At 64.0% G+C, this 24618-nt stretch carries 23 protein-coding genes and 2 pseudogenes; 6 read left to right on the top strand and 19 right to left on the bottom strand.

What is annotated here, in order from left to right:
• Positions 1-55: 55 nt before the first annotated feature.
• Complete coding sequence (gene rapZ, locus ACSQ3S_RS04250) at positions 56-916, top strand: RNase adapter RapZ (RefSeq protein WP_176655314.1); 861 nt, start codon at positions 56-58, stop codon at positions 914-916.
• Positions 917-938: 22 nt separating this feature from the next.
• Here the strand turns inward: rapZ and ACSQ3S_RS04245 are convergent, their stop codons facing one another.
• From ACSQ3S_RS04245 to ACSQ3S_RS04195, 11 genes are all read right to left on the bottom strand, one after another.
• Positions 939-1313 (bottom strand): VOC family protein, encoded by a 375-nt coding sequence (locus ACSQ3S_RS04245; RefSeq protein WP_353405262.1) that lies wholly within the window; start codon positions 1311-1313, stop codon positions 939-941.
• Positions 1314-1409: 96 nt separating this feature from the next.
• Complete coding sequence (locus tag ACSQ3S_RS04240; RefSeq protein ID WP_176655312.1) at positions 1410-1874, bottom strand: Lrp/AsnC family transcriptional regulator; 465 nt, start codon at positions 1872-1874, stop codon at positions 1410-1412.
• A gap of 6 nt (positions 1875-1880) precedes the next feature.
• Entirely contained in the window at positions 1881-2960 is a 1080-nt protein-coding gene (locus ACSQ3S_RS04235) for an enoyl-CoA hydratase/isomerase family protein (RefSeq protein ID WP_436141649.1), read from the bottom strand.
• A gap of 31 nt (positions 2961-2991) precedes the next feature.
• Positions 2992-3951, bottom strand: coding sequence for an alginate lyase family protein (locus ACSQ3S_RS04230; protein ID WP_436141648.1), 960 nt, complete (start codon positions 3949-3951; stop codon positions 2992-2994).
• A gap of 88 nt (positions 3952-4039) precedes the next feature.
• Entirely contained in the window at positions 4040-4399 is a 360-nt protein-coding gene (gene hpf / locus ACSQ3S_RS04225; protein ID WP_026334892.1) for a ribosome hibernation-promoting factor, HPF/YfiA family, read from the bottom strand.
• A gap of 77 nt (positions 4400-4476) precedes the next feature.
• The gene (locus ACSQ3S_RS04220) at positions 4477-5955 is read right to left on the bottom strand and encodes an RNA polymerase factor sigma-54 (protein WP_176655308.1); all 1479 of its coding nucleotides are present in this window, start codon (positions 5953-5955) and stop codon (positions 4477-4479) included.
• A 9-nt stretch (positions 5956-5964) separates the two neighbouring features.
• Positions 5965-6717, bottom strand: a complete 753-nt coding sequence (lptB, locus tag ACSQ3S_RS04215; protein ID WP_176655307.1) for an LPS export ABC transporter ATP-binding protein — start codon at positions 6715-6717, stop codon at positions 5965-5967.
• A complete protein-coding gene (gene lptA, locus ACSQ3S_RS04210) occupies positions 6718-7311 on the bottom strand; it encodes a lipopolysaccharide transport periplasmic protein LptA (protein ID WP_413448875.1) in 594 nt (197 codons plus the stop codon).
• Between the two features lie 23 nt (positions 7312-7334).
• A complete protein-coding gene (gene lptC / locus ACSQ3S_RS04205) occupies positions 7335-7925 on the bottom strand; it encodes an LPS export ABC transporter periplasmic protein LptC (RefSeq protein WP_176655306.1) in 591 nt (196 codons plus the stop codon).
• A gap of 12 nt (positions 7926-7937) precedes the next feature.
• Positions 7938-8468: a KdsC family phosphatase gene (locus ACSQ3S_RS04200; protein ID WP_353405266.1), complete on the bottom strand. Its 531-nt coding sequence runs from the start codon at positions 8466-8468 to the stop codon at positions 7938-7940.
• Positions 8468-9466 carry a KpsF/GutQ family sugar-phosphate isomerase gene (locus ACSQ3S_RS04195; RefSeq protein ID WP_353405267.1) on the bottom strand — a complete coding sequence of 333 codons (999 nt, stop codon included), beginning with the start codon at positions 9464-9466 and terminating at the stop codon, positions 8468-8470. The genes ACSQ3S_RS04200 and ACSQ3S_RS04195 overlap by 1 nt, the downstream gene beginning before the upstream one ends.
• Positions 9467-9597: 131 nt before the next feature.
• Here ACSQ3S_RS04195 and ACSQ3S_RS04190 point away from each other — a divergent pair, with 131 nt between their 5' ends.
• Positions 9598-11580, top strand: a complete 1983-nt coding sequence (locus ACSQ3S_RS04190; protein WP_436141647.1) for a cation:proton antiporter domain-containing protein — start codon at positions 9598-9600, stop codon at positions 11578-11580.
• A gap of 91 nt (positions 11581-11671) precedes the next feature.
• On the opposite strand, the gene ACSQ3S_RS04185 is transcribed toward ACSQ3S_RS04190, so the two are convergent.
• The 7 genes from ACSQ3S_RS04185 to ychF form a co-directional block, all read right to left on the bottom strand.
• Positions 11672-12841 (bottom strand): DUF484 family protein, encoded by a 1170-nt coding sequence (locus ACSQ3S_RS04185; RefSeq protein WP_436141646.1) that lies wholly within the window; start codon positions 12839-12841, stop codon positions 11672-11674.
• Positions 12842-12921: 80 nt separating this feature from the next.
• Complete coding sequence (locus ACSQ3S_RS04180) at positions 12922-13773, bottom strand: MOSC domain-containing protein (RefSeq protein ID WP_436141645.1); 852 nt, start codon at positions 13771-13773, stop codon at positions 12922-12924.
• A 115-nt stretch (positions 13774-13888) separates the two neighbouring features.
• On the bottom strand, positions 13889-15478 hold the full coding sequence (locus tag ACSQ3S_RS04175; RefSeq protein ID WP_436141644.1) for an NYN domain-containing protein: 1590 nt from the start codon (positions 15476-15478) through the stop codon (positions 13889-13891).
• Positions 15479-15576: 98 nt separating this feature from the next.
• The gene (locus tag ACSQ3S_RS04170; protein ID WP_436141643.1) at positions 15577-16380 is read right to left on the bottom strand and encodes a hypothetical protein; all 804 of its coding nucleotides are present in this window, start codon (positions 16378-16380) and stop codon (positions 15577-15579) included.
• A gap of 99 nt (positions 16381-16479) precedes the next feature.
• A complete protein-coding gene (locus tag ACSQ3S_RS04165) occupies positions 16480-16788 on the bottom strand; it encodes a type II toxin-antitoxin system RelE/ParE family toxin (RefSeq protein ID WP_436141642.1) in 309 nt (102 codons plus the stop codon).
• A complete protein-coding gene (locus ACSQ3S_RS04160; protein ID WP_436141641.1) occupies positions 16785-17051 on the bottom strand; it encodes a YlcI/YnfO family protein in 267 nt (88 codons plus the stop codon). Before ACSQ3S_RS04160 ends, ACSQ3S_RS04165 begins: the two co-directional genes overlap by 4 nt.
• An 89-nt stretch (positions 17052-17140) precedes the next feature.
• Positions 17141-18232, bottom strand: a complete 1092-nt coding sequence (gene ychF / locus ACSQ3S_RS04155; RefSeq protein ID WP_176655296.1) for a redox-regulated ATPase YchF — start codon at positions 18230-18232, stop codon at positions 17141-17143.
• Between the two features lie 431 nt (positions 18233-18663).
• Between ychF and ACSQ3S_RS04150 the strand changes: the two are divergent.
• The 4 genes and pseudogenes from ACSQ3S_RS04150 to ACSQ3S_RS04135 all read left to right on the top strand — a co-directional run.
• Positions 18664-19728: pseudogene (locus ACSQ3S_RS04150) on the top strand (NF038122 family metalloprotease); the annotation flags it as partial.
• A gap of 87 nt (positions 19729-19815) precedes the next feature.
• A pseudogene (locus ACSQ3S_RS04145) lies at positions 19816-19911 on the top strand (PEP-CTERM sorting domain-containing protein); the annotation flags it as partial.
• Positions 19912-20034: 123 nt separating this feature from the next.
• Positions 20035-21870 (top strand): DUF885 domain-containing protein, encoded by a 1836-nt coding sequence (locus ACSQ3S_RS04140; RefSeq protein WP_436141640.1) that lies wholly within the window; start codon positions 20035-20037, stop codon positions 21868-21870.
• Positions 21871-21967: 97 nt separating this feature from the next.
• Complete coding sequence (locus tag ACSQ3S_RS04135) at positions 21968-23296, top strand: IS4 family transposase (RefSeq protein ID WP_176656081.1); 1329 nt, start codon at positions 21968-21970, stop codon at positions 23294-23296.
• 24 nt (positions 23297-23320) lie between these two features.
• On the opposite strand, the gene ACSQ3S_RS04130 is transcribed toward ACSQ3S_RS04135, so the two are convergent.
• Positions 23321-24610, bottom strand: a complete 1290-nt coding sequence (locus tag ACSQ3S_RS04130) for an amidohydrolase (protein ID WP_176655294.1) — start codon at positions 24608-24610, stop codon at positions 23321-23323.
• Between the last annotated feature and the right edge of the window lie 8 nt (positions 24611-24618).

Below are 24618 nucleotides of genomic sequence, written 5' to 3'. Positions count from 1 at the left end.
TGCGCTCCACGAATTCCCCGCTCCACCAACGCCAAGCCATGAGCGGAGACTGAGCATGCGCATCGTACTCATCACCGGCATTTCGGGCTCCGGCAAATCCGTCGCCCTCAACGTCCTGGAAGACACGGGACACTATTGCGTCGACAACCTGCCGCCCGCCCTGCTGTCCCACCTGGTGACCACGCTGGCAGAGGAAGGCCTGCAGGCGCTGGCCGTGGCCGTCGACGCCCGCAGCGCCGAGTCGCTGGCTTCGCTGCCGGCCGACGTCAAGCGGCTGCGCGAGGAAGGCCACGACGTCAAGGTCATGTTCCTGACCGCCAACACGCACTCGCTGGTGGCGCGGTTTTCGGAAACGCGGCGTAGCCATCCGCTGTCGCACGAACTGCGGCCGGGACAGAACCCCGCCGCGCGCCGCACGCTGATCGAATGCATCCTGGAAGAGCGCGAGCGGCTGTCGCATATCGAGCAGCTGGGTCACGTGATCGACACGTCGGAACTGAGCGCCAACAAGCTGCGCACCTGGGTCAAGGACCTGGTGGCGGCGGAACGCGCGCCGTTGACGCTGTTCTTCGAATCGTTCGCCTTCAAGCTGGGCGTACCGATGGACGCGGATTTCGTGTTCGACGTGCGGGCGCTGCCGAATCCCTATTACGACCTGACGCTGCGCCCGCTGACGGGACGCGACGCGCCGGTGATCGAGTTCCTCGACGCGCAGCCGAGCGCGCTGGAAATGATGAGCGACATCCGCGCCTTCGTGGAAAAGTGGCTGCCGTCCTTCAAGACCGACAACCGCAGCTACCTGACGGTGGCGCTGGGCTGCACCGGCGGCCAGCACCGCTCGGTCTACATGGCGGAAAAACTGGCCGCCTACTTCCACGCCACGGAGCGCGTGGTGCTGCGCCACCGCGAGCAGTAACAAACCAGGGCCAGCAAAAATATCATCGGCTCCAGTGCACCACTTCGATGGTGTGGCCGTCGGGGTCCTTGATCATGGTGCCGAAATACCGGTCGTTGATGTCGGGCCGCAGGCCCGGCTCGCGCAGCGCCATCGCGCCCAGGCTCATGGCGGCATGGAAGAATTCCCGCGCGGCCTGCCGGCTCGGTGCGGACACCGCCAGGTGCGCGCGGTCGCCGGCCAGCACGCCGTCGCCGCTGGACGGATACAGGCAGAAACTCCACGCGCCGTCGGCGCCGTAGATCACTTGCGTGGCGTCCTGGTGCTGCAAGCTGTAGCCCAGCGGGTTGAAGCAGGCGGTGTAAAAGGCGGTCGCGCGCGCGAGCTCGCGCGTGCCGATGGAAACGTGGTCGATCATGATGGCATTCCTGTGTAGATGGAAGGCACATCTTACCGAGCGGCCGTGAGACAAAATCGCATTCTTGCCCCTTGCGGTGCACGAATTATTCAATTTTCACAGCGGCACCTTGGTCTCGAACTTGGCGCAGTTCATGGCCAGCAAGCTCTTGTAGTTGCTGACGTTGTTGTTCGACGTGAAAACGCGCCGCGTGAACGCCTGGAACGATTCCATCGACGCCGCCGTGACCACCAGCATGAAGTCGAATTCGCCGGCCACTTCGTAGCAGGCCATGACGTCGGACTCTTCGCGCATCAGCGACTCGAACATCTTCAGCAGCGCGGTATTTTGCTGCTCCAGCTGCACCGTGACAAACGCCGTCAGCGGACGGCCGACCCGCACGCGGTCGACCAGCGCCACATCCTTGACCAGGACGCCGCTGGCGCGCAGCTGGGCGATGCGGCGCTGGCAGGTGGCGGCGGAGGCGTGTACCAGCTCGGCAAGACGGCGCAGCGGTATCGTCGCGTCGTCCTGCAACAGGTTCAGTATCTGGATGTCGATACGGTCCAGTTGGACGGACATCGGCGCCTAGTCCAGGTGGCGCAGCGGGTGCGCGTAATCCGGCCACACAGGCTGGAAGAAGCGCTGCACCATTTCTTCGGTTACTTCTTCGAGCGACGACGGCTTCCACTGCGGCGCGTTGTCCTTGTCGATGACGAGGGCGCGCACGCCTTCGATCACTTCGCCGTCCTCGAAGTTGTGGCGCACCAGCGTGCGTTCCATGCGCAGGCAGTCGGCCACGCTTGAAGCGGCGCCGCGCTTCAGCAGCTCGTGCGTGACGCACATCATCAGCGGCGAACGGGTAACCATGATCTCCAGCGTTTTCTGCGCGAAGGCGCTGTCGTCCGTCTTGAGCGAGGCGACGATGGCCGGCACCGAGCCGGCGCCGAAGTGGCGGTCGATGGCGGCGCGCTCGGCCTCCAGCTTGCCCTCGGCCGGCCTGTAGGGGGCGGCGAAGGCGGCGATCGCCTCCGGCAGTTCCGCGCCCGCGGTCGACTCCAGGATCGCCTCCAGCACCTCCATGTCGGCCACGGCCGCGTAGTGGTCGGCCAGGCCGGCGTACAGCGCGTCGGCCGCGCCTATCGTCACGCCGGTCAGGCCGAGATAGTAGCCCAGCTTGCCCGGCGCGCGCGGCAGGAAGTAACTGCCGCCCACGTCAGGGAACAGGCCGATGTTCACTTCCGGCATCGCCATCCGCGTGCGCTCGGTGACGATGCGCACGCGGCAGTCCGGGCCGCCCTGCGAGACGCCCATGCCGCCGCCCATGACCACGCCGTCCATCAGCGCGATGTAGGGCTTGGGATAAAAATGAATCAGGTGGTTGAGCGCGTATTCCTCGCTGAAGAAATCCTCCAGCAGCGCGCTGCCGCCCTGCGGCGAGCCACGGCCGACGTCGTAGAAGAAGCGGATGTCGCCGCCGGCGCAGAACGCCTTTTCGCTGCTGCTGCGGATGACCACGGCGGCCACCGAAGTGTCGTCGCGCCATGCCAGCAGCGCCTGCGTGATGTCGCGCACCATCGCCAGCGACAGCGAGTTCAGGGCCTTGGGCCGGTCCAGCGTGATGGTGCCGGTGCCGTTGCCGACGCTGGTGTGGACGTATTCGCTCATGAGTAAAAAGGGCTGAAGGAAAAGCCCTATTCTACTGCGACTTCGGCGCCGCCAGATGTTCGAGCGGATTGGGCAGATTGAGGTCGCCGCCCAGGCGCGGCTGCCATTGCTTCTTCGCCGGCACCTCCTGCGGCTTGCCTTCGTGGCGGCCGTAGATGGTGGTCACGTCGAGCACGCCGACGCGCTCCTGCTCGAAGCCGGTGGCCTTGGCGATGCCCGACGGATCTGCCGACGCCGCAACGGTGAACTTGACGATCTGGTCCAGCTTGGGATCATGCAGGTCCAGGATCGATGCGATCATCACCAACGGCACGGTGGCGTACACCTGGTAGTGCAGCGCCTTGGCCGCGCGCTCCATCTCGGCCGGCAGCGAACCGTCGGCCGCCATCTGCCCCATCGCGTGGTCGAACACCTTGCGGCCCCAGCCCAGGTAGCGCTGGTCGCCCGTCACGCCGCCGACCGCGGTGACGGCCAGGCCTTCCCAGTAGTAGTGGTTGTTGCGGCCGCCCTTCTTCGCATCGGAGTGCGCCATCGTGGCGTCGGCCAGCGTCTTGAGCCAGCCTTCGATGGCCTGCTGCTGCGCGGCGCCGGCGGCCGGCTTCAGGCGCGCATAGCTGAGCGCCATGCCGCCCAGCGTCCACTTGCGCACGTAGTAGGCCTGCTCGCTGGACAGCTTGCCCAGCATGGCCTTCTGCCCGGCCCAGCTGGCCAGCCAGGTCAGCGCGCAGGCGCCGTCGGCCGCGTTGGCCTTGGGGTCGAGCTGGTAGGCGGTGGCGCCCTTCGCCACCTCGGCCAGGAAGTCTTCGATCGGCTTGGTGTTGGCGATGTTGCGCGCCCGTAGCACCGGATCGATGACGGAATGGTGCGCGTCCGAGTAGTAGCTGTTGGCGTCGATGTCGATGCGGGCCGGCGGCGGGGCTTCGCACGCCAGCGCCGCGCCGGTGGCGAGCAGGCCAAGCAATGACGTGCTGGCAATCAGGTGAGATTTCATGGGAGGGCTCATCAAGTTAAACGTTTAACTATCTTACCTCAAAAAAGGGCGCCGATGCGCCCTTAGTCGAGTGGTGCCGGGGCCGTTGTTATAGGGCGGCGGCAGCGGGTTCGTAGCTATCCGGGAGATGCTTGATCGCATCGTGGCCGTGCTCTTGGACCTTGGCTTTGTATTTCATGACCTGCCGATCCAGCTTGTCGATCAGCGTATCGATGGCGGCGTACAGGTCCTGGGACAGGCTTTCCACGTAGACGGTTTTACCCGACATGCGCAGGTTGATTTCAGCCTTCTGGCGTTTCTCTTTCTCTTTAAGGTTATCTACAGTCAGAATGACAGCAATATCAATCACTTGATCAAAGTGGCGTGTGACGCGTTCGAGCTTGTTCTGCACGTATTCACGGATGGCCGAGGTCACTTCGAGATGATGTCCACTGATGGTGAGATTCATACACACTCCTAAAGATGATGTCGCTTCTTACGGTTAGTGCGTGGCCCATTACTACCGGGCGCGCAGGAACCAAGTAACTACAAAGACTTGCGGAGACTGACTGGCGGGATTTTCAACGCTTCGCGATATTTGGCAACAGTTCGTCGCGCAATCACCATGCCTTGTTCTCCCAGCATGTCCGCAATCTTACTGTCGGATAAAGGATTTTTCGGGTCTTCTGCTCCTGTCAATTGCACGATGAGTGCGCGTATCGCCGTCGAACTTGCTTCCCCTCCCGCTTCGGTGGCGACATGGCTACCAAAGAAATATTTCAACTCAAACATGCCGTGCGGGGTCAGCATGTATTTTTGAGTTGTTACCCGAGAAATAGTACTCTCGTGTAAACCCAGTGTATCAGCAATTTCGCGAAGCACAAGGGGGCGCATGGCAACCGCGCCGTGCGAGAAAAAGTTCTTTTGTCTTTCTACTATCGCCTGGGCGACGCGCAGGATGGTGTCGAAACGCTGGCGCATATTCTTGATCAGCCACTTGGCTTCCTGCAGCTGCGCGCCCATCGCGCCCTCGCCTTTTCCCTGCTTGAGCAGGTTGGCGTACATGGCGTTGACGCGCAGGCGCGGCATGACGTCGTTGTTCAGGCTGACCTGCCAGCCGGTGCGCGATTTCTTGACGATGACGTCCGGCACCACGTAGTCGGACACGTCCGACGCGAACGCCGAACCGGGGTGCGGATTGCACTGGCGGATCACGGTCTGCGCCTCGCGCAAATCCTCGTCGTCGCACAGCAGCGCTTTTTTCAGCTTGTTGAAATCGCGCTGGGCAAACCACGTCAGATGGTTTTCCACGATGGCCAGCGCCATGCGCCGCGTCACCATCGGCACGCCCGGCAAGCGCTTGATTTGCAGCGCCAGGCACTCGGAGGCGTTGCGCGCGCCCACGCCCATCGGATCAAAGCTCTGCAGCAGCGACAAGGCGGTCTGCAGTTCGTCGATGTCCAGTTCCAGCTCCTCCGGCAGGCGGGCGTGGATGTCCTCCAGCGATTCCTCCAGGTAGCCGTTTTCGTCGAGCGCGTCGATGATCAGCTCGACCAGCGCGCGGTCGCGCATTTCCAGCACCGTCACGCGCATCTGTTCCATCAGGTGCTCGCGCAGCGTGCAGTGGTTGGCTTCGAGCTGCGGGCGCGCGTCCTCGTCGTCGGGCGCCTTGCTGCGGCCGGCGTCGCTCCAGTCGACGTCGGCGTCGCTGCTGGTGCTTTCGGTGTCGGCGGCAGGGCCGTCGTAGTTGTCGGCGTCGGCGGCCGGCGCTTCCTGCGCGTTGGGCGGGCCTTCCGGCGGCGCGTCGCCGACCGGGGCCTGCTGGCTGATGGCGCCGTCCGACAGCAGCCGCAGCGAGCGGTCCAGCGGGTCGTCGAGACGCTCCAGCAGCGGGTTATCGGTCAGCAGCTGTTCGAGTTCCTGGTGCAGCTCCAGCGTGGACAACTGCAGCAGCCGGATCGACTGCTGCAGCTGAGGTGTCAGCGCGAGGTGCTGCGACGTGCGCAGTTGCAATGACTGTTTCATGGGGTAAGGCTACATCCTGAAGTGTTCACCCAGGTACACGCGACGCACCGACTCATTGGCGATGATGTCGTCTGGCCGGCCTGAAGCCAATACCGTGCCCTGGTTGATGATATACGCGCGGTCGCAGATGCCCAGCGTCTCGCGCACATTGTGATCGGTAATGAGGACGCCGATGCCGCGTTCCTTGAGGAAGCGCACGATGCGCTGGATCTCAATGACGGCGATCGGGTCGACCCCGGCGAATGGTTCGTCGAGCAGCACGAAGCGCGGATTGGTGGCCAGCGCGCGCGCGATCTCGACCCGGCGGCGTTCGCCGCCCGACAGCGACAGCGCCTGGTTTTCGCGCAACTTTTCGATCTGCAAATCGGCCAGCAGGGTATTGAGCCGTTCATCAATTGCAGCCTTGGATAAAGGCTTGCCGTCCACTTTCTGGATTTCGAGGACGGCGCGGATATTTTCTTCCACGGTCAGCTTGCGGAACACCGACGCCTCCTGCGGCAGGTAGGACAGCCCCAGCGACGCGCGGCGGTGGATCGGCAGGCTGGAGATGTCGGTGCCGCTGATGTCGATGGTGCCGGCGTCCGACGGCACCAGGCCGACGATCATGTAGAACGAGGTGGTCTTGCCGGCGCCGTTGGGGCCCAGCAGGCCGACCACTTCGCCGCACTCGACCTGCAGCGAAACGTCGTGCACGACCTGGCGCTTGCCGTAAGTCTTTTGCAGGCCTTTGACGATCAGGGTGCTACCGCAGGATGGTTCCATTTATTTCCCCGGCGTAGGCGTGGTGGCGGAGGCGGCGGGAGCCGAGGCTGCAGGCGGACGGATCGTCGGCTGGATCACCATGGTGCCGCGGCCTGCACCCGGTTTGCTGACGCCAGAGACGTTGTTCTTGACATCGAAATGTTCGGTGCGGCTGTCATAGGAAATGAATTCGCTGTCGACTTCACTGGCCAGGCGACCGCCCTCCAGTTGGCGTACCTTGGCCTTGGCGAACAGCTTTACCAGGTCGGTCTTGTCGCTGTACTCGATGCGTTCGGCTTCGCCCTCAATCCACTGGTCGCCAGCGCCGTCGCGCTTCTGGCGGAAGGTGGACAGCGTGCCAGGCGTGCTGGTCAGCACGACAAAGTTATAGCCTTCCGGATCGGTCGTCACGACCGCCTTTGGCGATTTCATCAGCAAGGTGCCGCGGGTCAGCACGACGTTGCCGATCAGCGTCTTGATTTGCTTGACGTCGTCGATCTGCAGATCGTCGTAATCGATCTTGGTCGGTTTGTTGGCGTCGGCTTTTTCCGCATGGGCCGCGCCAGCCGCCATCAGCAGCATCGCGGCCGTCAGGATCAGTTTTTTCATCATCATTCCATTCTTCATCATTGGTTCTTTCAATGGCCGCGCGGCGGCACGGTCAGTTGCCCGCGTCCGCCCAGTTGCACCTGGCGGGTGGCGTTGTTGGCCTTCATGCCGACGCCGTTGGCCGTCGCGTTGCCCATTTCCAGCGCGACCGGCGCCGTGGTTTCCATTCTTTCCTCGTCCGGGAACACGGTCAGCGCCGGGGTCGTCATGCGCATCGCCTGCGCTTGCGGCGTGGCCGGGCGCACGACGTCCACATTACCATTGAGCTGGACCCGCGTATTGCCCTGGTCGACATGCGCGGTATCGGCATGGATATTCATCGGCGGCTGGTTGCCCGCCAGGCTGTGCACGTAAGGCTTGTCGATGTCGGAAGCGTCGTCGACCGGACGGTGGGTCAGCTTGTCGCCGGAAATGATGTAGGCCGGCTGGCCCGCCTTGTTCATGCGTACGAGGCTGAAGCGGTCGATGATGTAGTCCGGCTCGTTGCGGTGCTGGTCGGCCTGTGCTTCCTGGCCGGCCTGATTGACCACCTGCACCAGCCAGAAGCTGCCGACGGCGACAAACACGCCGACGACCATGATGACGGTCAGCTGCCAGCGGTGGGCTGTTCTTTTACGCATGACTGATCCCCGTCAAACCAGGAACTGCGCCATCACGCGCTCGTAGCTGCCCTGCGCGTGCAGCAGCAGTTCGCACACTTCGCGCACGGCGCCGCGGCCGCCGGCGGCGACGGTGGTGTGGTGCGCGCGCTCGAGCACTTCGGCGCGGCCGTTCGGCACGGCGACGGCGAAACCGACGCGCGTCAAGATCGGCAGGTCGACCACGTCGTCGCCGATGAAGCCGACCTGCTCGGCGGTGAGGCCGGTCTTTTCCAGCAGCGCGTTGAACGGCGTCAGCTTGTCGTGGCCGCCCTGGTGCAGGTGGGCGATGCCGAGGTCGGCGGCGCGCTTGATCACCTGCGGCGACGTGCGCGCGCTGATGATGGCGGTCTGCACGCCGGCTTCCTGCAGCAGCTTGATGCCCAGGCCGTCGTGCACGTTGAAGGTCTTCAGCGCCTCGCCCTCGGCACCGTAGTGCAGGCTGCCGTCGGTCAGCACGCCGTCGACGTCGAAGATCATCAGCTTGACGCGGGCGGCCCGTTCGACATACGTGAATTCAGTCATCAGATCACCTTGGCGCGGGTCAGGTCGTGGATGTGCAGCGCGCCGACCAGCTTGCCGTCGGCGTCGGTCACCAGCATCTGGTTGATGCGGTACTGCTCCATCACGGCGACCGCGTCGACGGCCAGTTTTTCCGGCGAGATCGAGCGCGGGTTGGCGTGCATCACGTCGCGGATGATGACCTTGCTGAAGTCCTGGACCTTCTCGATCATGCGGCGCAGATCGCCGTCGGTGAACACGCCGACCGGCTTGCCGTCGGCGTCGACGATGGCGGTCATGCCCATGCCCTTCTGCGTGATTTCCAGCAGCGCGTCGGTCAGCTTGACGTCGGCGGTCACCTGCGGCACGGCGTCGCCGCTGCGCATGACGTCGCGCACGTGGGTCAGCAGGCGGCGGCCCAGCGCGCCGCCCGGGTGCGAGCGGGCGAAATCCTCTTCCTTGAAGCCGCGCAGGTCCAGCAGCGCGACGGCGATGGCGTCGCCTAGCGCCAAGGTGACGGTGGTCGACGTGGTCGGCGCCAGGTTCATCGGGCAGGCTTCCTTGGCCACGGCCACGTTCAGGTGGACGTCGGCGATGTCGGCCAGGCTGGAGCCCGGCTTGCCGGTCATCGCGATGACCTTGCTGCCCATGCGCTTGACCACCGGCAGGATGGTCATCAGCTCGGCGCTTTCGCCGGAATACGAGATGGCGATGAAGGCGTCGTCGGCGGTGACCATGCCGAGGTCGCCGTGGGCCGCTTCGGCCGGATGCACGAACAGCGCCGGCGTGCCGGTCGAGGCCAGCGTGGCGGCGATCTTGCGGCCGATATGGCCGGACTTGCCGATGCCTGACACGACCACGCGGCCCTTGCAGTTCAGCAGCAGGGAAATTGCCTGAACGACACTATCGTCGGTCTCCAGACGGGCATTCAGGGCGGCGATCGCCTCCGCTTCGTTTTGCAGCGTATCGCGGGCCAGGCGCAGCGCGTGGGCGGCCATTTTTGCGTCAAAAGCTTTCAGCATTGTTTTTTCATGGGTTACACTCATGCCCAAGTATAGCCGAATTGAGAAAGCAAAAAACTTGCCAGTCACAACATAACCCCCGCATCGGCCCACAAACAACGAAATTATATTTTTTTACTGGCTATGTTGACATGACGTTTACGCCGCTGGAATTAACGCTGATCCTGCTGGGAAGCGCGGTGCTCGGCGTCGTCGCTTTCCGCATGCTGCACCTGCCGCCCATGCTCGGCTACCTGGCCGTCGGCATCCTGATCGGCCCGCACGCGCTGGGCCTGGCCGAATCAAGCGAGGCGACCCACTCGCTGGCCGAATTCGGCGTGGTGTTCCTGATGTTCTCCATCGGGCTGGAATTCTCCCTGCCCAAATTACTGGCCATGCGCAGCATCGTGTTCGGGCTGGGCATGGCGCAGGTGGGGCTGACCATCGTCGCGACCATGGTGTTCGGCTGGGCCCTCGCCACCCAGCTGCCGGCCGACATCCATATCGGCTGGCAGGCCGCGTTTGCGCTGGGCGGCGCGCTGGCGATGTCGTCGACGGCCATCGTGTCAAAAATGCTGACAGAGCGGCTGGAGCTGGAAAGCGAGCACGGCCGCAAGATCATCGGCATCCTGCTGTTCCAGGATCTGGCCGTGGTGCCGCTGCTGATCTTGATCCCCTCGCTGGGCCAGCGGCCGGACGCGCTGGTCGAGACGCTGGCCTGGGCCGGCGTCAAGGCCGTCATCGTGCTGGCGCTGCTGCTGTTCTTCGGCCAGAAGCTGGTGCGCACCTGGTTCACCATCGTGGTCAAGCGGCGCTCGCAGGAACTGTTCATGCTGAACCTGCTGCTGATCACCTTGGGCGCGGCCTGGATCACCGAGCGCGCCGGCCTGTCGCTCGCGCTGGGCGCCTTCGTGGCCGGCATGCTGATTTCCGAAACCGAATTCAAGCACCAGGTGGAAGAGGACATCAAGCCCTTCCGCGACGTGCTGCTGGGGCTGTTCTTCATCACCATCGGCATGCTGCTCAACGTCCACCTGGTGCTGGAAAACTGGTGGCTGGTGCTGGTGCTGCTGGCCGGCCCGGTGCTGCTGAAGTTCGCGCTGATCGCCGGCCTGGCCAAGCTGTTCGGCGCCTCGGACGGCGTGTCGATGCGCACCGGCCTGGCGCTGGCGCAGGCGGGCGAGTTCGGCTTCGTTCTGCTGAACCTGGCGGGCGGCATCAACCTGATGGACCCGTTCATCATCCAGGTGGTGCTGGCGTCGATGGTGCTGTCGATGCTGGTGGCGCCGTTCATCATCTCCAAGTCGGACCAGATCGTCATGAAGGTGTCGGCCAACGAATGGATGATGCAGTCGCTGGCGCTGACCAAGATCGCCAGCCGCACCATGTCCACCAACAAGCACGTGATCGTGTGCGGCTTCGGCCGCAGCGGCCAGAACCTGGCCACCATGCTGAGCGAAGAGAAGATCGACTACCACGCGCTGGACCTGGACCCGGAGCGGGTACAGGAAGCGCAGAGCGCGGGCCGGCAGGTGTCGTACGGCGACGCGGCGCGGCGCGAAAGCCTGGTGGCCGCCGGCATCTACCGTGCCAGCGCGGTGGTGATCACCTACGCCAGCACGCCGTCGGCGCTGAAGGTGCTGCACCTGGTGCATGAACTGGCGCCGACGCTGCCGGTGATCGTGCGCTCGCACGACGATACCGACCTCGACATGCTGAAGGCGGCCGGCGCGGCCGAAGTGGTGCCGGAACTGATGGAAGGCAGCCTGATGCTGGCCTCGCACGCGCTGGTGATGCTGGGCGTGCCGCTGCGGCGCGTGGTGCACCGGGTGCAGGCGGCGCGCGAGGAGCGCTACGCCTCGCTGCGCGGCTACTTCCACGGCGCCAGCGACGCCGGCGAGGAGGCCGATCTGGAGCGGCTGCATTCGGTGACCCTGAACGGCAGTGCGTCCGGCGTCGGCAAGCCGCTGGGCGAGATCGACGTCAGCGGCGCCGGCGCCGAGGTGAGCAGCATCCGCCGCGGCAAGGGCCGGCTCGATGTCAGTCCGGAGATCGTGCTGGAAGCGGGTGACGTGGTGGTGCTGCGCGGCGGCGCCGACGCGGTCCACCGCGCCGAGCAACGTCTGCTGCGTTAAAGACGGGGTCAGATCCAAAAAATGGACACGAGCTCTACCGTAGCGGTCGCTACGGTAGAGCTCGTGTCCATTTTTTGGATCTGACCCCGGATTATTGTTCGCGGCGGCTGACCACGCGGTTGCGGCCGGATTCCTTGGCCACGTACAGCAGCGTGTCCGCCTCGGCCACCCAGGCGCGGGCGACCGCGGCCGGATCACCTTCCGCTTCGCCGGCGTCCAGGCAGGCCACGCCGATCGATACCGTCACCGACAACTGCAGCTCCTGCGACAGCGCGATCATGCTGCCGGCCACGCTGGCGCGGATGCGCTCGGCGACAAAGGCGGCCGCTTCCAGATTGGCGTCGATCAGCAGCACGACGAATTCCTCGCCGCCGAAACGCGCCAGCGCGTCGGACGTGCGCAGTTCGTTCTTGATGCGGTTGGCCACTTCGCGCAGCACGTCGTCGCCGCCGCCGTGGCCGACCGTGTCGTTGACGCGCTTGAAGTGGTCGATGTCGATGTACATGAACGAGATCGGATAGGACTGGCGCCGCGCGCGGGCGATCTCCTCCAGCAGGCGGCGGTCGATATAGCGGCGGTTGTAGACGCCGGTCAGCGAATCGGTCAGCCCGATGTACTTGAGCATCTCGTTGCTGATGACGTTTTCCAGGCAGATGGCGATGATCGACGCCATGTGCTCGATGAAGTCGGTGCCCAGGCTGGGCGTGAAGCGGGTCGGGTCGCAGCTGCCCAGGTTCAGGCTGCCGATGATGCGCTTGTTGCGCAGCAGCGGCACCAGCGCCACGCTTTGCAGGCCGGCCGGCGCGTTCGGGAACGGCGTGGCGTGGCGCTGCCGGTCGTACATGCCCAGCACGGGCTTGGGCGTCGGCGTGTAGGCGTTGCGCTGGCTCAGGTCGAAGCCCAGGTTGTCCAGTTCTTCAACGAAAATCAAGTCGGGGAAATCTTCGAACACCACGTCCAGCTTGCCCATCACGGTACGGATGTCGGCGTCTTCGTCAAGCAAGGTCAGGGTCACGCTGTCCAGTTCGGAAATAACCGGAAGTACACGAAAGATGGTGCCGATCAGTTCGGGAAAATTGCCGGCGCCGACGATCTCCAGGTCGAACGCCTGGTGCCGGGTCATGATCGAGTGGTTGCGCTCGGCCTGTTCGAGCAGGTAGGCCATGCGCGCCCGCAGGGCCTGGTTTTCGGCCGCCAGGTCCGTCGCGCGCGCGGCGTGATCGGTCTGGGGCGTGAACTTGCCGGTTGCAGTTTGCGTCATATAGGCCCTTACTCGTCACCTGGTTTCATATCAGTTGCCACATTACGCCAAGTTTTGCCACTTGGGAATGCCGGTGTGCGTTAAAAGGCCAGTGTAACCACGATTTCCTGTCCGACGCGCACGCGTTGGCCTTCGCCGGCAATCAGGATGCTGTTCATGCCGAAACACAAGGCGCCGTCGACTTCCGGCTTGGCCCGGTAGCTTTGCATGATGTCCAGCGGATCGGGACCGAATTCGCCGGTGGCCTGGTTCACCGACGGCATCGGGCAACGCGGGCAGGGCTTGACCGGTTTCAGCAGGGCATCGCCGAGCTGGAACGATTCGGCATAGTCTTCCTCGAAGGCTTCGATGCCGTCGATCACCAGGTTGGGACGGAAGCGGTTCATCGGGATCGCCTCGCGGCCGGCCGCGCGCAGCTTGCCGTTCAGGTCGTCCAGCGAGGCGGTGCCGGCCACCAGCATAGGATAGCCGTCCGAGAACATGGTGGTGGCGGCCACTCCGTTGGTCCATTTGCCGCTGACGGCGCGCTCGGCCTTGGCGTGGAAGCGCGCCAGCCGGCACGGCACGCCGATGGCCTTGGTGAACCATTCGGCGGTCAGGTCGTCGCAGTCGTAGGCCAGCACGGTATCGTCCCAGACTTGGGTGGTGAGGGTGGGCGCGCTGTCGGGATCCGGCAGGCCGAGCGGGATTTCCAGCCGCAGCATGCCGGGCGCGCGCAGCTCCAGCGTGGCGCCTTTCAAGGTCGGCGCGATCAGCGCCATGCGCGGATGTTCGCGCTGGGTCAGGCAGACGCCGGCGGCATCCACCACCATCCACTCGCGGTCGTAGATCTGTTCAGTCATCAGACCGGTGGTGGTCAGCGTGGCTTCCTGCAGCGGCATGCCGCCGCAGGACTTGATCGGATACAGCGTGATGTCGGAAAGAATGGGCATGCTCAGCACCTTGCAAGGCGGCCGGGCCGCCGGTTAGTCAGATGAAAACATTGTCATTATACGATTGAGAACGGCGTTGAGCGCGGCGGCTTGCCGCCGCCGCGCCCTCCCCGGCTTACTCTTCCGGGGTCGCCTTGGCCTTCGCTGGACGCGGGGTACGCGCGGCCGGCTTGCGGGCCGGCTTGGCGGCGGCCTTGGCCTTGGCTGGCTTGGCTGTCGCCTCGGCCGGGCTGGCGCCGGCATCGACGGGAGCCGGAGCCGGTGCAGCTTCCACCGGAGCCGGGGCTGGCGCCGCAGCAGCCGGCTGTTCGCCGGAGCCGTTGCCGCCCTTGGCCTGCCTGGTGTTTTCCGTCTTAGGCTTGGCCGCTGTTTTCAGCTTGCGTGCAGGCGGCTTGGCGCCGCTTTTCTTCTTGGCCGGCGCGGGCTCGGCTGCGACCGGTTCGGCCGCGACAGGCAGTTCGATAGCTGCTTCCAGCACTACCGGCGCCTCCGCGACCGCAGCGGCAGGCGCAACATTGCCGCCCTGCCCGTCCTGGCGATTGCCACGGCCGCCGCGATTGCCGCGACCACGGCCACGACCACCGCGCTCGCCCTCGCCTGCCGGCGCCGCTGCCGGTAATTCGGCAGCCTCCGGCTGTCCGGCCAACTGCTCCGGTTCGACATAATTGTGTTCCGCGTCGATTTCAATCGCCGACGGCTCATCCGATTCCTGCGGCGCGCGGGCCTGCTGCGCCAGCCGCTCGGCTTGGCGTTCGGCAAAGCGCTCGGCGGCGGTACGGCCGCGGCCGCGGCTGCGGCGCGATTCGGGCTTGCCGCCTTCCTGCGCCTCCACCGTCATGCCGTCGGCGCCGGACGCGTCGGCCGACGAACCGCCGGCGGTCGGCACGCCGCTGCCGCGATACACATAGGCGCCGGACTTGTCGTCACGGCCGAATTCCAGCAGCCCGCGCGCCTTGCATTCCTCGATCAGGTTGCCGAAAGTGCGGAAGCCGTAATAGGATTCGCTGAAATCCGGCTTGCGGCGCTTGATCGCCTCCTTCAGCACGGAAGCCCAGATCTTGCCGCTGTCGCCGCGCTCCAGCACCAGCGCCTCGAAGGTGTTGACGGCGATTTCCACCGCCTGGTTGCGGCGCTTGTCCATCTCGTCGCGGCGGGCGCGTTCCTCTTCCGGCGAGCGCTTGACCGCCGGCTTGGTCTCGTTGCTGGCCTCGCGCTTGGCGCGGCGGCTCTCGCGCACCAGGTCGTCGTAGAAAATGAATTCATCGCAGTTGGCCACCAGCAAGTCGGAGGTCGACTGCTTGACGCCGACGCCGATCACCTTCTTGGCGTTCTCGCGCAGCTTGGACACCAGCGGCGAGAAATCGGAATCGCCGGAAATGATGACGAAGGTGTCGACGTGGGACTTGGTGTAGCACAAGTCCAGCGCATCGACGACCATGCGGATGTCGGCCGAGTTCTTGCCGGACTGGCGCACGTGGGGGATCTCGATCAGCTCGAAGTTGGCCTCGTGCATCGGCGCCTTGAAGGCCTTGTAGCGGTCCCAGTCGCAATACGCCTTCTTGACCACGATGCTGCCCTTCAGCAGCAAACGCTCCAGCACCGGCTTGATGTCGAACTTGTCGTAGTTGGCGTCGCGCACACCGAGCGCCACGTTTTCGAAATCGCAGAACAGCGCCATGCTGACGTTATCGTTGGAAGAAGCCATGAGGAGTATTTTTTCTAGTGAAGGGTGGGACGGGTGAGGGAGGCAGACGCGCGGTCCGGCGCTCCGGCAATCCGGCGATTATACCCAACAAAGGCTGCCTACCGGCATAGCTTGCGTGTGGCGTCCATCTGCCGGACCAGACCGGGCGCCACCAGCGGGCAGGTTCCCAGCCGGGTTTGCCAGTCCCGGTCGGCGATCAGCAGGTCCAGCTGGGCATCCAGGAAGGCCCGCAGCGCCGGCTGGCCCGGCGCCATGAACAGCGAGCGTTCGAACACCGTCCGTGGCTTGGCGGCGACATAAGCCCAGTCGTCCATGTCGGGAAATTCGCGCTTGAAGTAGGGAAAGGAACTGGCCTGCAGGAAGGCCACTTGCACGCGCTGCAGCTTGAGCTTGAGCAGGTTCTGGAATTCGCCATTGGCGTCGTCGCGCGTCAGCTTGCCGGCCTTGAGCATGGCGTCCAGGTCGGGGTAGCTGAAACCGAGCACGCTGCCGACGCGGCGCCCTTCCAGCGAGCGGTCGTTCTCGTAGGTTATCGGCTCGCTGCGCAACGACACCACCTGGTTGGCATCGACCATGTAGGGGCGGGTCCAGCTTTGCCGGGGATGGACGGTCTCGCCGAACCATGCCGGATTGGCCCAGGCCACCACGCCGCGCCAGTGCGGCTGCGCGATCAGCGCGTCGAGCCGGCGCCTTGGCAGTTGTGTGGGGACGAACAGGTAGCGGCCTTGCGAGCGCTGGCTCAGCCATGCTGCCAGCTTGTCGGTCAGGGAATCGGCGCCGACGGCGAACGGCGGGTCGACATAGTAGGTGTACAGCGGGACCTTCTCCGCCGCGAGGCCGGCCTGCGCCCACAACATCAGGAATCCGGCCAGCCAGGTCTTCGCCAATCGCCCTACCATCATGATGTGTCCAGTCCGGCTTGATGCATGAGGAAACCTCATACTAGCAGGTCGATTGCGACGTCATATATCGCACCGGGCATATGCACATGTATCCGGCGGTCAATAATAGTCGTCTTCAAGCTGATGCCGCAGCGCCAGCACAGTCACCGTCTGCCCGTCTTCAATTTCGAATAACGCGACGTAGCCGGATGCGCCACATGGGATGATCAACTCACGTATGAAAGGGTTGTCCGCAGCCGCCTTGCGGTAGCTGAAAGGCGACAACTCCAAACCCCGGATGGCATGCTTGATGGCGTTCAGTGCCTGTTCCGCAAGCGCCCAATCGTTCTCGTCGCGTTGCAGAATGAATTCATACAACCGGACCAGATCCGACTCCGCATGTTGCGTGAAGCGAACGGAAAAGGTCACTTGCCGGCCTTGGCCTTTGCCAGCATCTGCTCAAGCCGGCCCAGCACCGCCTCGGAGCTGACGTAAGCCCCACTGCGAGCCGCCTCGTCCCGCGAGACCAGGCCACGCTCAAGGAATTCGCGTTGCCGCTGGCGACGCCCGATATTGTCGCGTATCGACTGCTCGACAAAGCTCGAAATCGTTTCGCCTTCCTGCAGGCTGTCCTCGGCCGCCTGCCGCAGTTCGGGATCGACGCGTAGAGATGGAAATGTTGCGGTTTTCATAGTTGGACCTGTGCGTTGCATTTACAACGCATTCTGCAGCGCCAGGCCAGAATAGGCAATAAAAAAGCCGCGAATTTCGCGGCTTTCGGTTAGACGTTGAACAGGAAGTTCAGCACGTCCCCATCCTTGACCACGTATTCCTTGCCTTCGGCGCGCATCTTGCCCACTTCCTTGGCGCCGGCCTCGCCCTTGTACTGGATGTAGTCGTCGTAGGCGATGGTTTGCGCGCGGATGAAGCCGCGTTCGAAGTCGGTGTGGATCACGCCGGCCGCCTGCGGCGCGGTGTCGCCGATGTGGATGGTCCAGGCGCGCACTTCCTTGACGCCGGCGGTGAAGTAGGTCTGCAGGCCCAGCAGCTTGTAGGCGGCGCGGATCAGGCGGTCCAGGCCTGGCTCTTCCATGCCCATGTCGGTCAGGAAGGCGGTCTTGTCGGCGTCGTCCAGATCGGCGATTTCCGCTTCGATCGAGGCGCAGATGGCGACGATGGGCGCGTTCTGGGTGGCGGCGTAGGCGGTCAGCTGGTCCAGCAGCGGGTTGTCCTTGAAGCCGGTGTCGGACACGTTGGCCACGTACATGGCCGGCTTGGCGGTGATCAGGCACAGCGGCTTGATCAGCGCCATTTCGTCGGCGTCCAGGCCCATCGCACGCACCGGCTTGGCTTCGTTCAGGTGCGGCACGATGCGCTCCATGATGGCCAGCAGCTTGGCGGCGTCCTTGTCGCCCGAACGGGCTTTCTTGTTTTCGCGGTGGATGGCTTTTTCCACAGTGCCCAGGTCGGCCAGCGCCAGCTCGGTCTGGATCACTTCGATGTCGTCCAGCGGGCTGACCTTGCCGGCCACGTGGATCACGTTGTCGTCCTCGAAACAGCGCACCACGTTGACGATGGCGTCGGTTTCGCGGATGTGCGACAGGAACTGGTTGCCCAGGCCCTCGCCCTGTGACGCGCCCGCCACCAGGCCGGCGATGTCGACGAATTCCACGATGGCGTTGACCATGCGCTCGGGCTTGACGATCTCGGCCAGCGCGCCCATGCGCGGATCCGGCACTTCGACCACGCCGACGTTGGGTTCGATGGTGCAGAACGGATAGTTCTCGGCCGGAATGCCGGCCTTGGTCAGGGCGTTGAAGAGGGTGGACTTGCCGACGTTAGGCAGGCCGACGATGCCGCATTGGAGACTCATGAAAAACCTTTAATTATCAATTGCGCCGGCGAGCGGCTCGTGAAAAACGGCCAGCGAGGGGCGTTTTCGGGATATTCGGGCTGAATAACAGCGTTCAAGGGTCAATTGTACCCCCGCTGCCGCCACTGTTCAAAAAAACCGGGCGCGCCGCCGCGTCGAAGCTTCGCAGCACATTATTTGAAGCAAGCTCGACTGTTGTAAATTTTAATTTTTTTTCAAACAACTGAGTAATGTTAACACAACAAAAATTAACCTTTATGCTACTCTTTCCAAACGTCAATTTCTGACTACGGCGGGGTGGCCGATCCCAACCCAAACAAAATCGACCCGGCCTACAAGAGCACGGGTACAGAGAAATACCGCTTAGGGAGAGAAATAAATTGAAAAAGTCCTTAGTCCTTAAACTGGGCGCCGCCGCGGTTGCCGCCGCGATGACCATGCCAGCGATGTCTGCCAATATTGTCCTGATCGACAGCTCCGGCAGCTTCGCCTCCACCCCACAGGGCGCGCAGGCGCTGTTCGCCTTCCAGAAAGCTGCCAATTACTGGAACCAGACGCTGACCAACAACGCCACGATCAATATCGATATCAGCTTCGCGGCACTGGGCACCGGCATCCTCGGCAGCACCGGCAGCAACTCGAACGTGGTGTCCGTAGCCGACGTCTATCACGGCCTGCAGACCACCGGCAACAGCGCGCTCGACGCGACCGCCGTGGCCCACCTGCCGACGCTGGCCAACGGCACCGACCTGGCCATGCGCGTCAACGCCTACAAGAACGCGGCAACCCAGAGCGGCATCGACACCACGCTGGCAAGCCGTATTTCGAATGGCAGCAACGGCATCAACCAATACCTGGACGTCAACACCTCGGTGCTGAAAGCCATGGGCATGGGTGTCGACTATACCGGCAGCTACGCGGCCCATCACGCCGACGCCAGCATCACCTTCAGCTCCAACTTCGCCTTCGACTTCAACCCGACCGATGGCATCGCCACCGGCAAATACGATTTCACCGCCGTTGCCGTGCATGAAATCGGCCACGCGCTGGGCTTCGTCAGCGGCTCCGACACGTTCGACCTGCTGGGCGGCAAAGGCCCATACGCTTCGGCCTTCAACGCCGGCGCCTTCGGCACCACCAATATCGACGAGTTCGCCATCGGCAGCACGCTCGACCTGTTCCGCTATGGTTCCGGCGTGGAAGCCAACGGCACCCGCTACCTGAACTGGGGCGCCAACAAGACCGCGTTCTTCTCGATCGACGGCGGCGCCAGCGTGTTCAACTTGCCAGACAACAACCAGGAAGCCGCGTTCTTCTCGACCGGTGCCTACAACGGCGACGGCAACCAGACTTCGCACTGGGCCGACAACAAGGCCGTGCTGGACCTGGGAGGCCAATGCTTCCTGAGCACCCGCTCGGTCGGCGTGATGGATCCGACCATCGCCGCCTGCTCCGGCGGTTCGGTGACCCAGAACGACCTGGCCGCGTTTGACGCCATGGGCTGGAACCTGAACCAGAACATCCTGGCCAATCCGACCTACAACAAAACCACCGCTCAAATCTACGCGATGGACGGCCTGGCGCAAGCCGTTCCGGAACCGGAGACCTACGCCATGCTGCTGGCCGGCCTGGGCCTGACCGGCTTCGCCGCGCGCCGCCGCAAGGCCAAGCAAGGTTGATGTAACTCAGTAGTCCATGATGGATACAGGGGCGGACGGCCGGCAAGGCGTCCGCCCCTGTTGCGTCCAGCGCCAGAGATGCTAGACTGCTTGGCGCTATCCACTACCCATCGAGGACAACGTATGCCCCATTCCCGCCGCCCGCGCGCCGCGCTGACCACCGCCACCCTGATTGCGACGTTACTGATGGGGGCCGGCATGGCGCCGCCGGCGCTGGCGGCCACGGCCAACACGCAGGTGCGGGCCGGCGCGGCGCAAAAGCAACTGGCCAAACTGGCGGCGGCCTTCCACACCGCGCGCTGCAAGTTCGACCCGCTGCTGTTCGCCACCGCCAACGGCGACAGCCGCTACGACGACCAGATCGGCCTGAGCATTTCGCCCAAGGTGCGGGCGGCCCAGTTCGCGCTGTACCGCGGCATGCAGAAGCAGCTGATGGCGGTGCGCCGCGACCAGCTGGGCAACCAGGACCAGCTGACCTATGACCTGCTGTCCTACGAGTTGAACAACGCGATGCAGCTGGAATCCTTCCCCGAGCATCTGCTGCCGCTGAATCATTTCGACAATGTGATCACCACGCTGGCCAACTACGCCGACGGCACCGGTTCGCAACCGCTGGGCACGGTCAAGCAGTACCAGGCCTACCTTAGCCGGCTGAACCAGTTGCCGGGCTGGATCGACCAGGCCATCGCCAACATGAGGGACGGCATGCGCGCCGGCGTGGTGCAGCCGAAGGCGATCACGGTGGCGATGCTGCCGCAGTTCCAGAACCTGCGCAGCGCGACGCCGGAAGCCAGCGTCTACTATTCGCCGGTGACGCGCTTCCCGGCCGGCTTCTCGGCCGCCGACCAGCAGAAGCTGACGGCCGCCTACCTGAAGACGGTCGACGGCAAGATCGCGCCGGCGCTGAACCGCCTGGTCAGCTTCCTGGAAAACGAATATCTGCCGGCCAGCCGCGCCAGCACCGGCTGGAGCGCGCTGCCGAACGGCGCCGCCTGGTACGCGGCCCGCATCAAGGACAGCACCAACCTGCCGCTGACGCCGGACGCGGTGCATGAGCTGGGCCTGAAGGAAGTGGCGCGCATCCAGCAGCAGCTGGCCGCACTCGGTCCCAAGCTGGGCTACGAGGGTCCGGAAAAGCAGTTGCCGCAATGGGTAGGCGCGCAGGACAAGTTCAGGATCTTCACCAGCGACGAACAGGTGCTGCAAGCCTACCGCGACATCTACGCGCAGGTGCAGACCAAGCTGCCGACCTATTTCAGCCTGATCCCGAAAGCCAAGCTGGAGCTGCACCTGGAGCCGGAACTGACGCGCGCCACCGCGTCCGACCACTACACGCCGTCGGCGGCGGACGGCTCGCATCCGGGCGTGTTCTGGCCGGTGGTGAACGACCCGAAAAAATACAGCCGGGTCGACATGGTCAGCCTGTTCCTGCACGAAGGCGTGCCGGGCCACCACCTGCACGCGGCGCTGCTGAAAGAGCTGGACCTGCCGGACTTCCGCAAGTTCAGCACCGAGAACCCGAACAGCGCGGCCTACACCGAAGGCTGGGCGCTGTACTCGGAAACGCTGGGCCGCGAGATGGGCTTGTATGAAGATCCGGTGGCCTACTACGGCCACCTGAACGCGGAAATGCTGCGCGCCGCGCGGCTGGTGGTCGACACCGGCATGCACGCCAAGGGCTGGAGCCGCGAGCAGGCGATCGCCTACCTGGCCGACACGCTGGGCTGGCCGGAAGCGCGCGCCAAAAACCAGATCGAGCGCTACATGGTATGGCCGGCGCAGGCGCTGAGCTACAAGATCGGCTCGTTGAAGATCCTGGAACTGCGGGCGCGCGCGCAGCAGGCGCTGGGCGATAAGTTCAGCTACCAGAAATTCCACGAAGTGGTGATCGGCGACGGCACCTTGCCGCTGCCTATCCTGGAAGCCCGCGTCGACCGCTGGATCGCCGCCAGCAAATAAAAACCCGGGGTCAGATCCTAATGCCGTTAAGTTAAGGAACTAGGCCGGCCCCAGTTAGTTGTTGTAAACATGCGCGAAGGCTGTTAACCTTCGCGCCATGCTTTCCGACGTTCTCCCTTTGACCACGTGTGACTTGCCAGCTCCGGACTGGGGCCGGCTTGGGGAGCAGTTGCCCGTCGAATGGATCATGGGAGCATTGAGCTACACCGGCAAGGCGAGTATTCGGCAGCGGCGTCTGCCGGCGGAGCAGGTAGTCTGGTTGGTCATCGCGCTAGCGATCTACCGACATCACTCAGTGCGACAAGTGCTGGGTGAATTGGAACTGGCGCTACCGGATCTGAAGGACACTTGCGTCACTGATAGCGCTGTAACGCAAGCACGTCAGCGGCTGGGCGAAGAACCGTTGGCGTGGCTATTCTCAACGTCCGCGCGCCATTGGCAGATGCAAGACGCCCATCGTTCCGACTTCCACGGCCTCCAACTGCTCGCCATGGATGGGACGACCCTGAAATTAGCCGATAGCGCGGAAAACCGGGCACATTTCGATTCGCCACACTTCGCCAAGGGAGCTTTGGCCAGTTACCCCCATGCCCGCATGGTGACATTGGCTGCGCTGCGCACCCAGTTGGTCTTGGCCGCCGATTTTGGCCCCTATAGCAAAGGCGAGATGAGCTTTGCCTTGCCGTTGCTAGACGATATACCCGACCATTCGCTGACGGTCTTCGATAAAGGTTTTCTAGCCGCCGAGCTGTTGCATAAACTTCGTATGCAAGGCCAGGAGCGGCACTTCCTCGTGCCGGCCAAGGCTAATACGCAATGGCGTCTTGTGAGCGGCGACAGTGAGGATGGCATCGTCGAAATGCGCGTTTCCCCACAAGTACGCAAGCGCGTCCCCTCCATGCCCGAGCAGTGGCAAGCGCGTGCCATTGCAACGAAAGATCCGACGGGCAAACTGTGCTATTTGCTGACCTCATTGACGGATCGCCGGCGCTTCTCCGCCAAAACCGTCCGCGACTGTTATAGCGAGCGCTGGCAGATCGAAACGAGCTACCGCGAGATCAAGCAAACCATGATGGGGATGGCCCTATGCCTGCGCAGCCAAAGTGTCGCAGCAACCAGGCAGGAAATCTGGGGCATTCTTATCGCCTATAACCTCGTGCGACTAGAAATGGCGCGCACGGCCGACCAGGCAAAATGCGCTCCCAATGACGTTAGCTTTGTCTTCGCCCTCGGCATATTTCAGCTCGAGATGCTACATGCGGCCTCCGAACGGGCCTTGGGCAATCTACCAGGAACGATCAAACGGATGCGCGAGAGGATGATCCTCGAACTCAATGTCTATCGACCCGACCGGAAATTCGATCGGGTCACCAAAGCAAAACCGCAACGCTATCCTGAACGGAGGCTCAGGAAATCCTTAACTTAACGGCATTAGGATCTGACCCCGGATTTATTTGGGCAGCACGTTCAAGACCGCCAAGGTCATCGCCTGGGCGGCGGTCTTGATCGACGGTTCGGGCACCGGCGCGTAGTACGGCGAATGGTTGAAGGCAAGCGGCTTGCCGCCCGGCCTGGCCGCCTCGGCCACCGCCTTCGGATCGTAGACGCCGGTGAAAAAGAACATCCCCGGCACGCCCTCGTTGACGAATTGCGAGAAGTCCTCGCTGGCCGTCATCGCCGGCATGCGGGCGACGTTGGCGTCGCCGAAGGCTTGCTTCAGCACGCCTTCGGTGCGGGTGACCAGCGCGTCGCTGTTTTCAATCGCGGCGCCGCCGCTGATCAGCTCCACGTCCGGCGCCGGCGCGTCGGCCATCGCGGCCGAGGCGTTGGCGATGCGGCGCACGCCGGCCAGCAGCTTGGCCCGTACCTCCGGGCTGTACGAACGTATCGTGCCGCGCACGCGCACCGTGTCCGGGATGATGTTGCCGACCGTGCCGCCGTTGATCGCGCCTATCGTCACCACGCCGAACTCCTTCGGATCCTTCTCGCGGCTGACCACCGTCTGCACCTCCACCACGAAGCGGGCGGCGATGGCGATCGGGTCGAGCGCCTTGTCCGGCGCCGAGCCGTGGCCGCCGCGGCCCTTGAAGGTGATTTCTATCGCGTCCGAGTTCGACGACACCGCGCCGCTGTTGTAGCCGATGGTGCCGTAGGCCAGCGGCCAGCTGTGCAGCGCGAACGCGTAGTCCGGCTTGCCGAAGCGCTTGAACAGGCCGTCGGCCAGCATGGCCTTGGCCCCGCTGACGGTCTCCTCGGCCGGCTGGCCGATGAACATCAGGGTGCCCTTCCATTGCGCCTTCATCGCCACCAGCGCGCGCGCGGCGCCCAGCCAGGCGGTCATGTGGACGTCGTGGCCGCAGCTGTGGGCCACCATCGTGTCCTTGCCGTCCAGCAGCGCGTGCGCCTTGCTTGAATACGCGAAGCCGGACTTTTCCTCCATCGGCAGGCCGTCCATCTCGGTACGCACCAGCACCGTCGGGCCGGCGCCGTTCTTGTAGATGGCGACGATGCCGGTCTTGCCGACCTTCTCGGTCACCTCGAAGCCGATCGCGCGCATCTCGGCGGCCAGCCTGGCGGCCGTGCGCTGCTCCTGGAAGGCGATCTCGGGATGCGCGTGCAAGTCCTTGTAGATCGCGTCGAGCTGGGGATACATGCCATTGATCTGGCTGGAGACGGCGGCGCCTTGCTGCGCCTGGGCCGCTTGCGCCAGCAGCAACGCGGCGATCGGGAGGAGCTTCATCGATGGTC

This window comes from Duganella sp. LjRoot269 (assembly GCF_964254095.1).
GTDB classification, from domain to species: domain Bacteria; phylum Pseudomonadota; class Gammaproteobacteria; order Burkholderiales; family Burkholderiaceae_D; genus Rugamonas; species Rugamonas hordei.
Note: the sequence above shows the minus strand (reverse complement) of the source record. Positions and strands in the feature narration are given on the sequence as shown.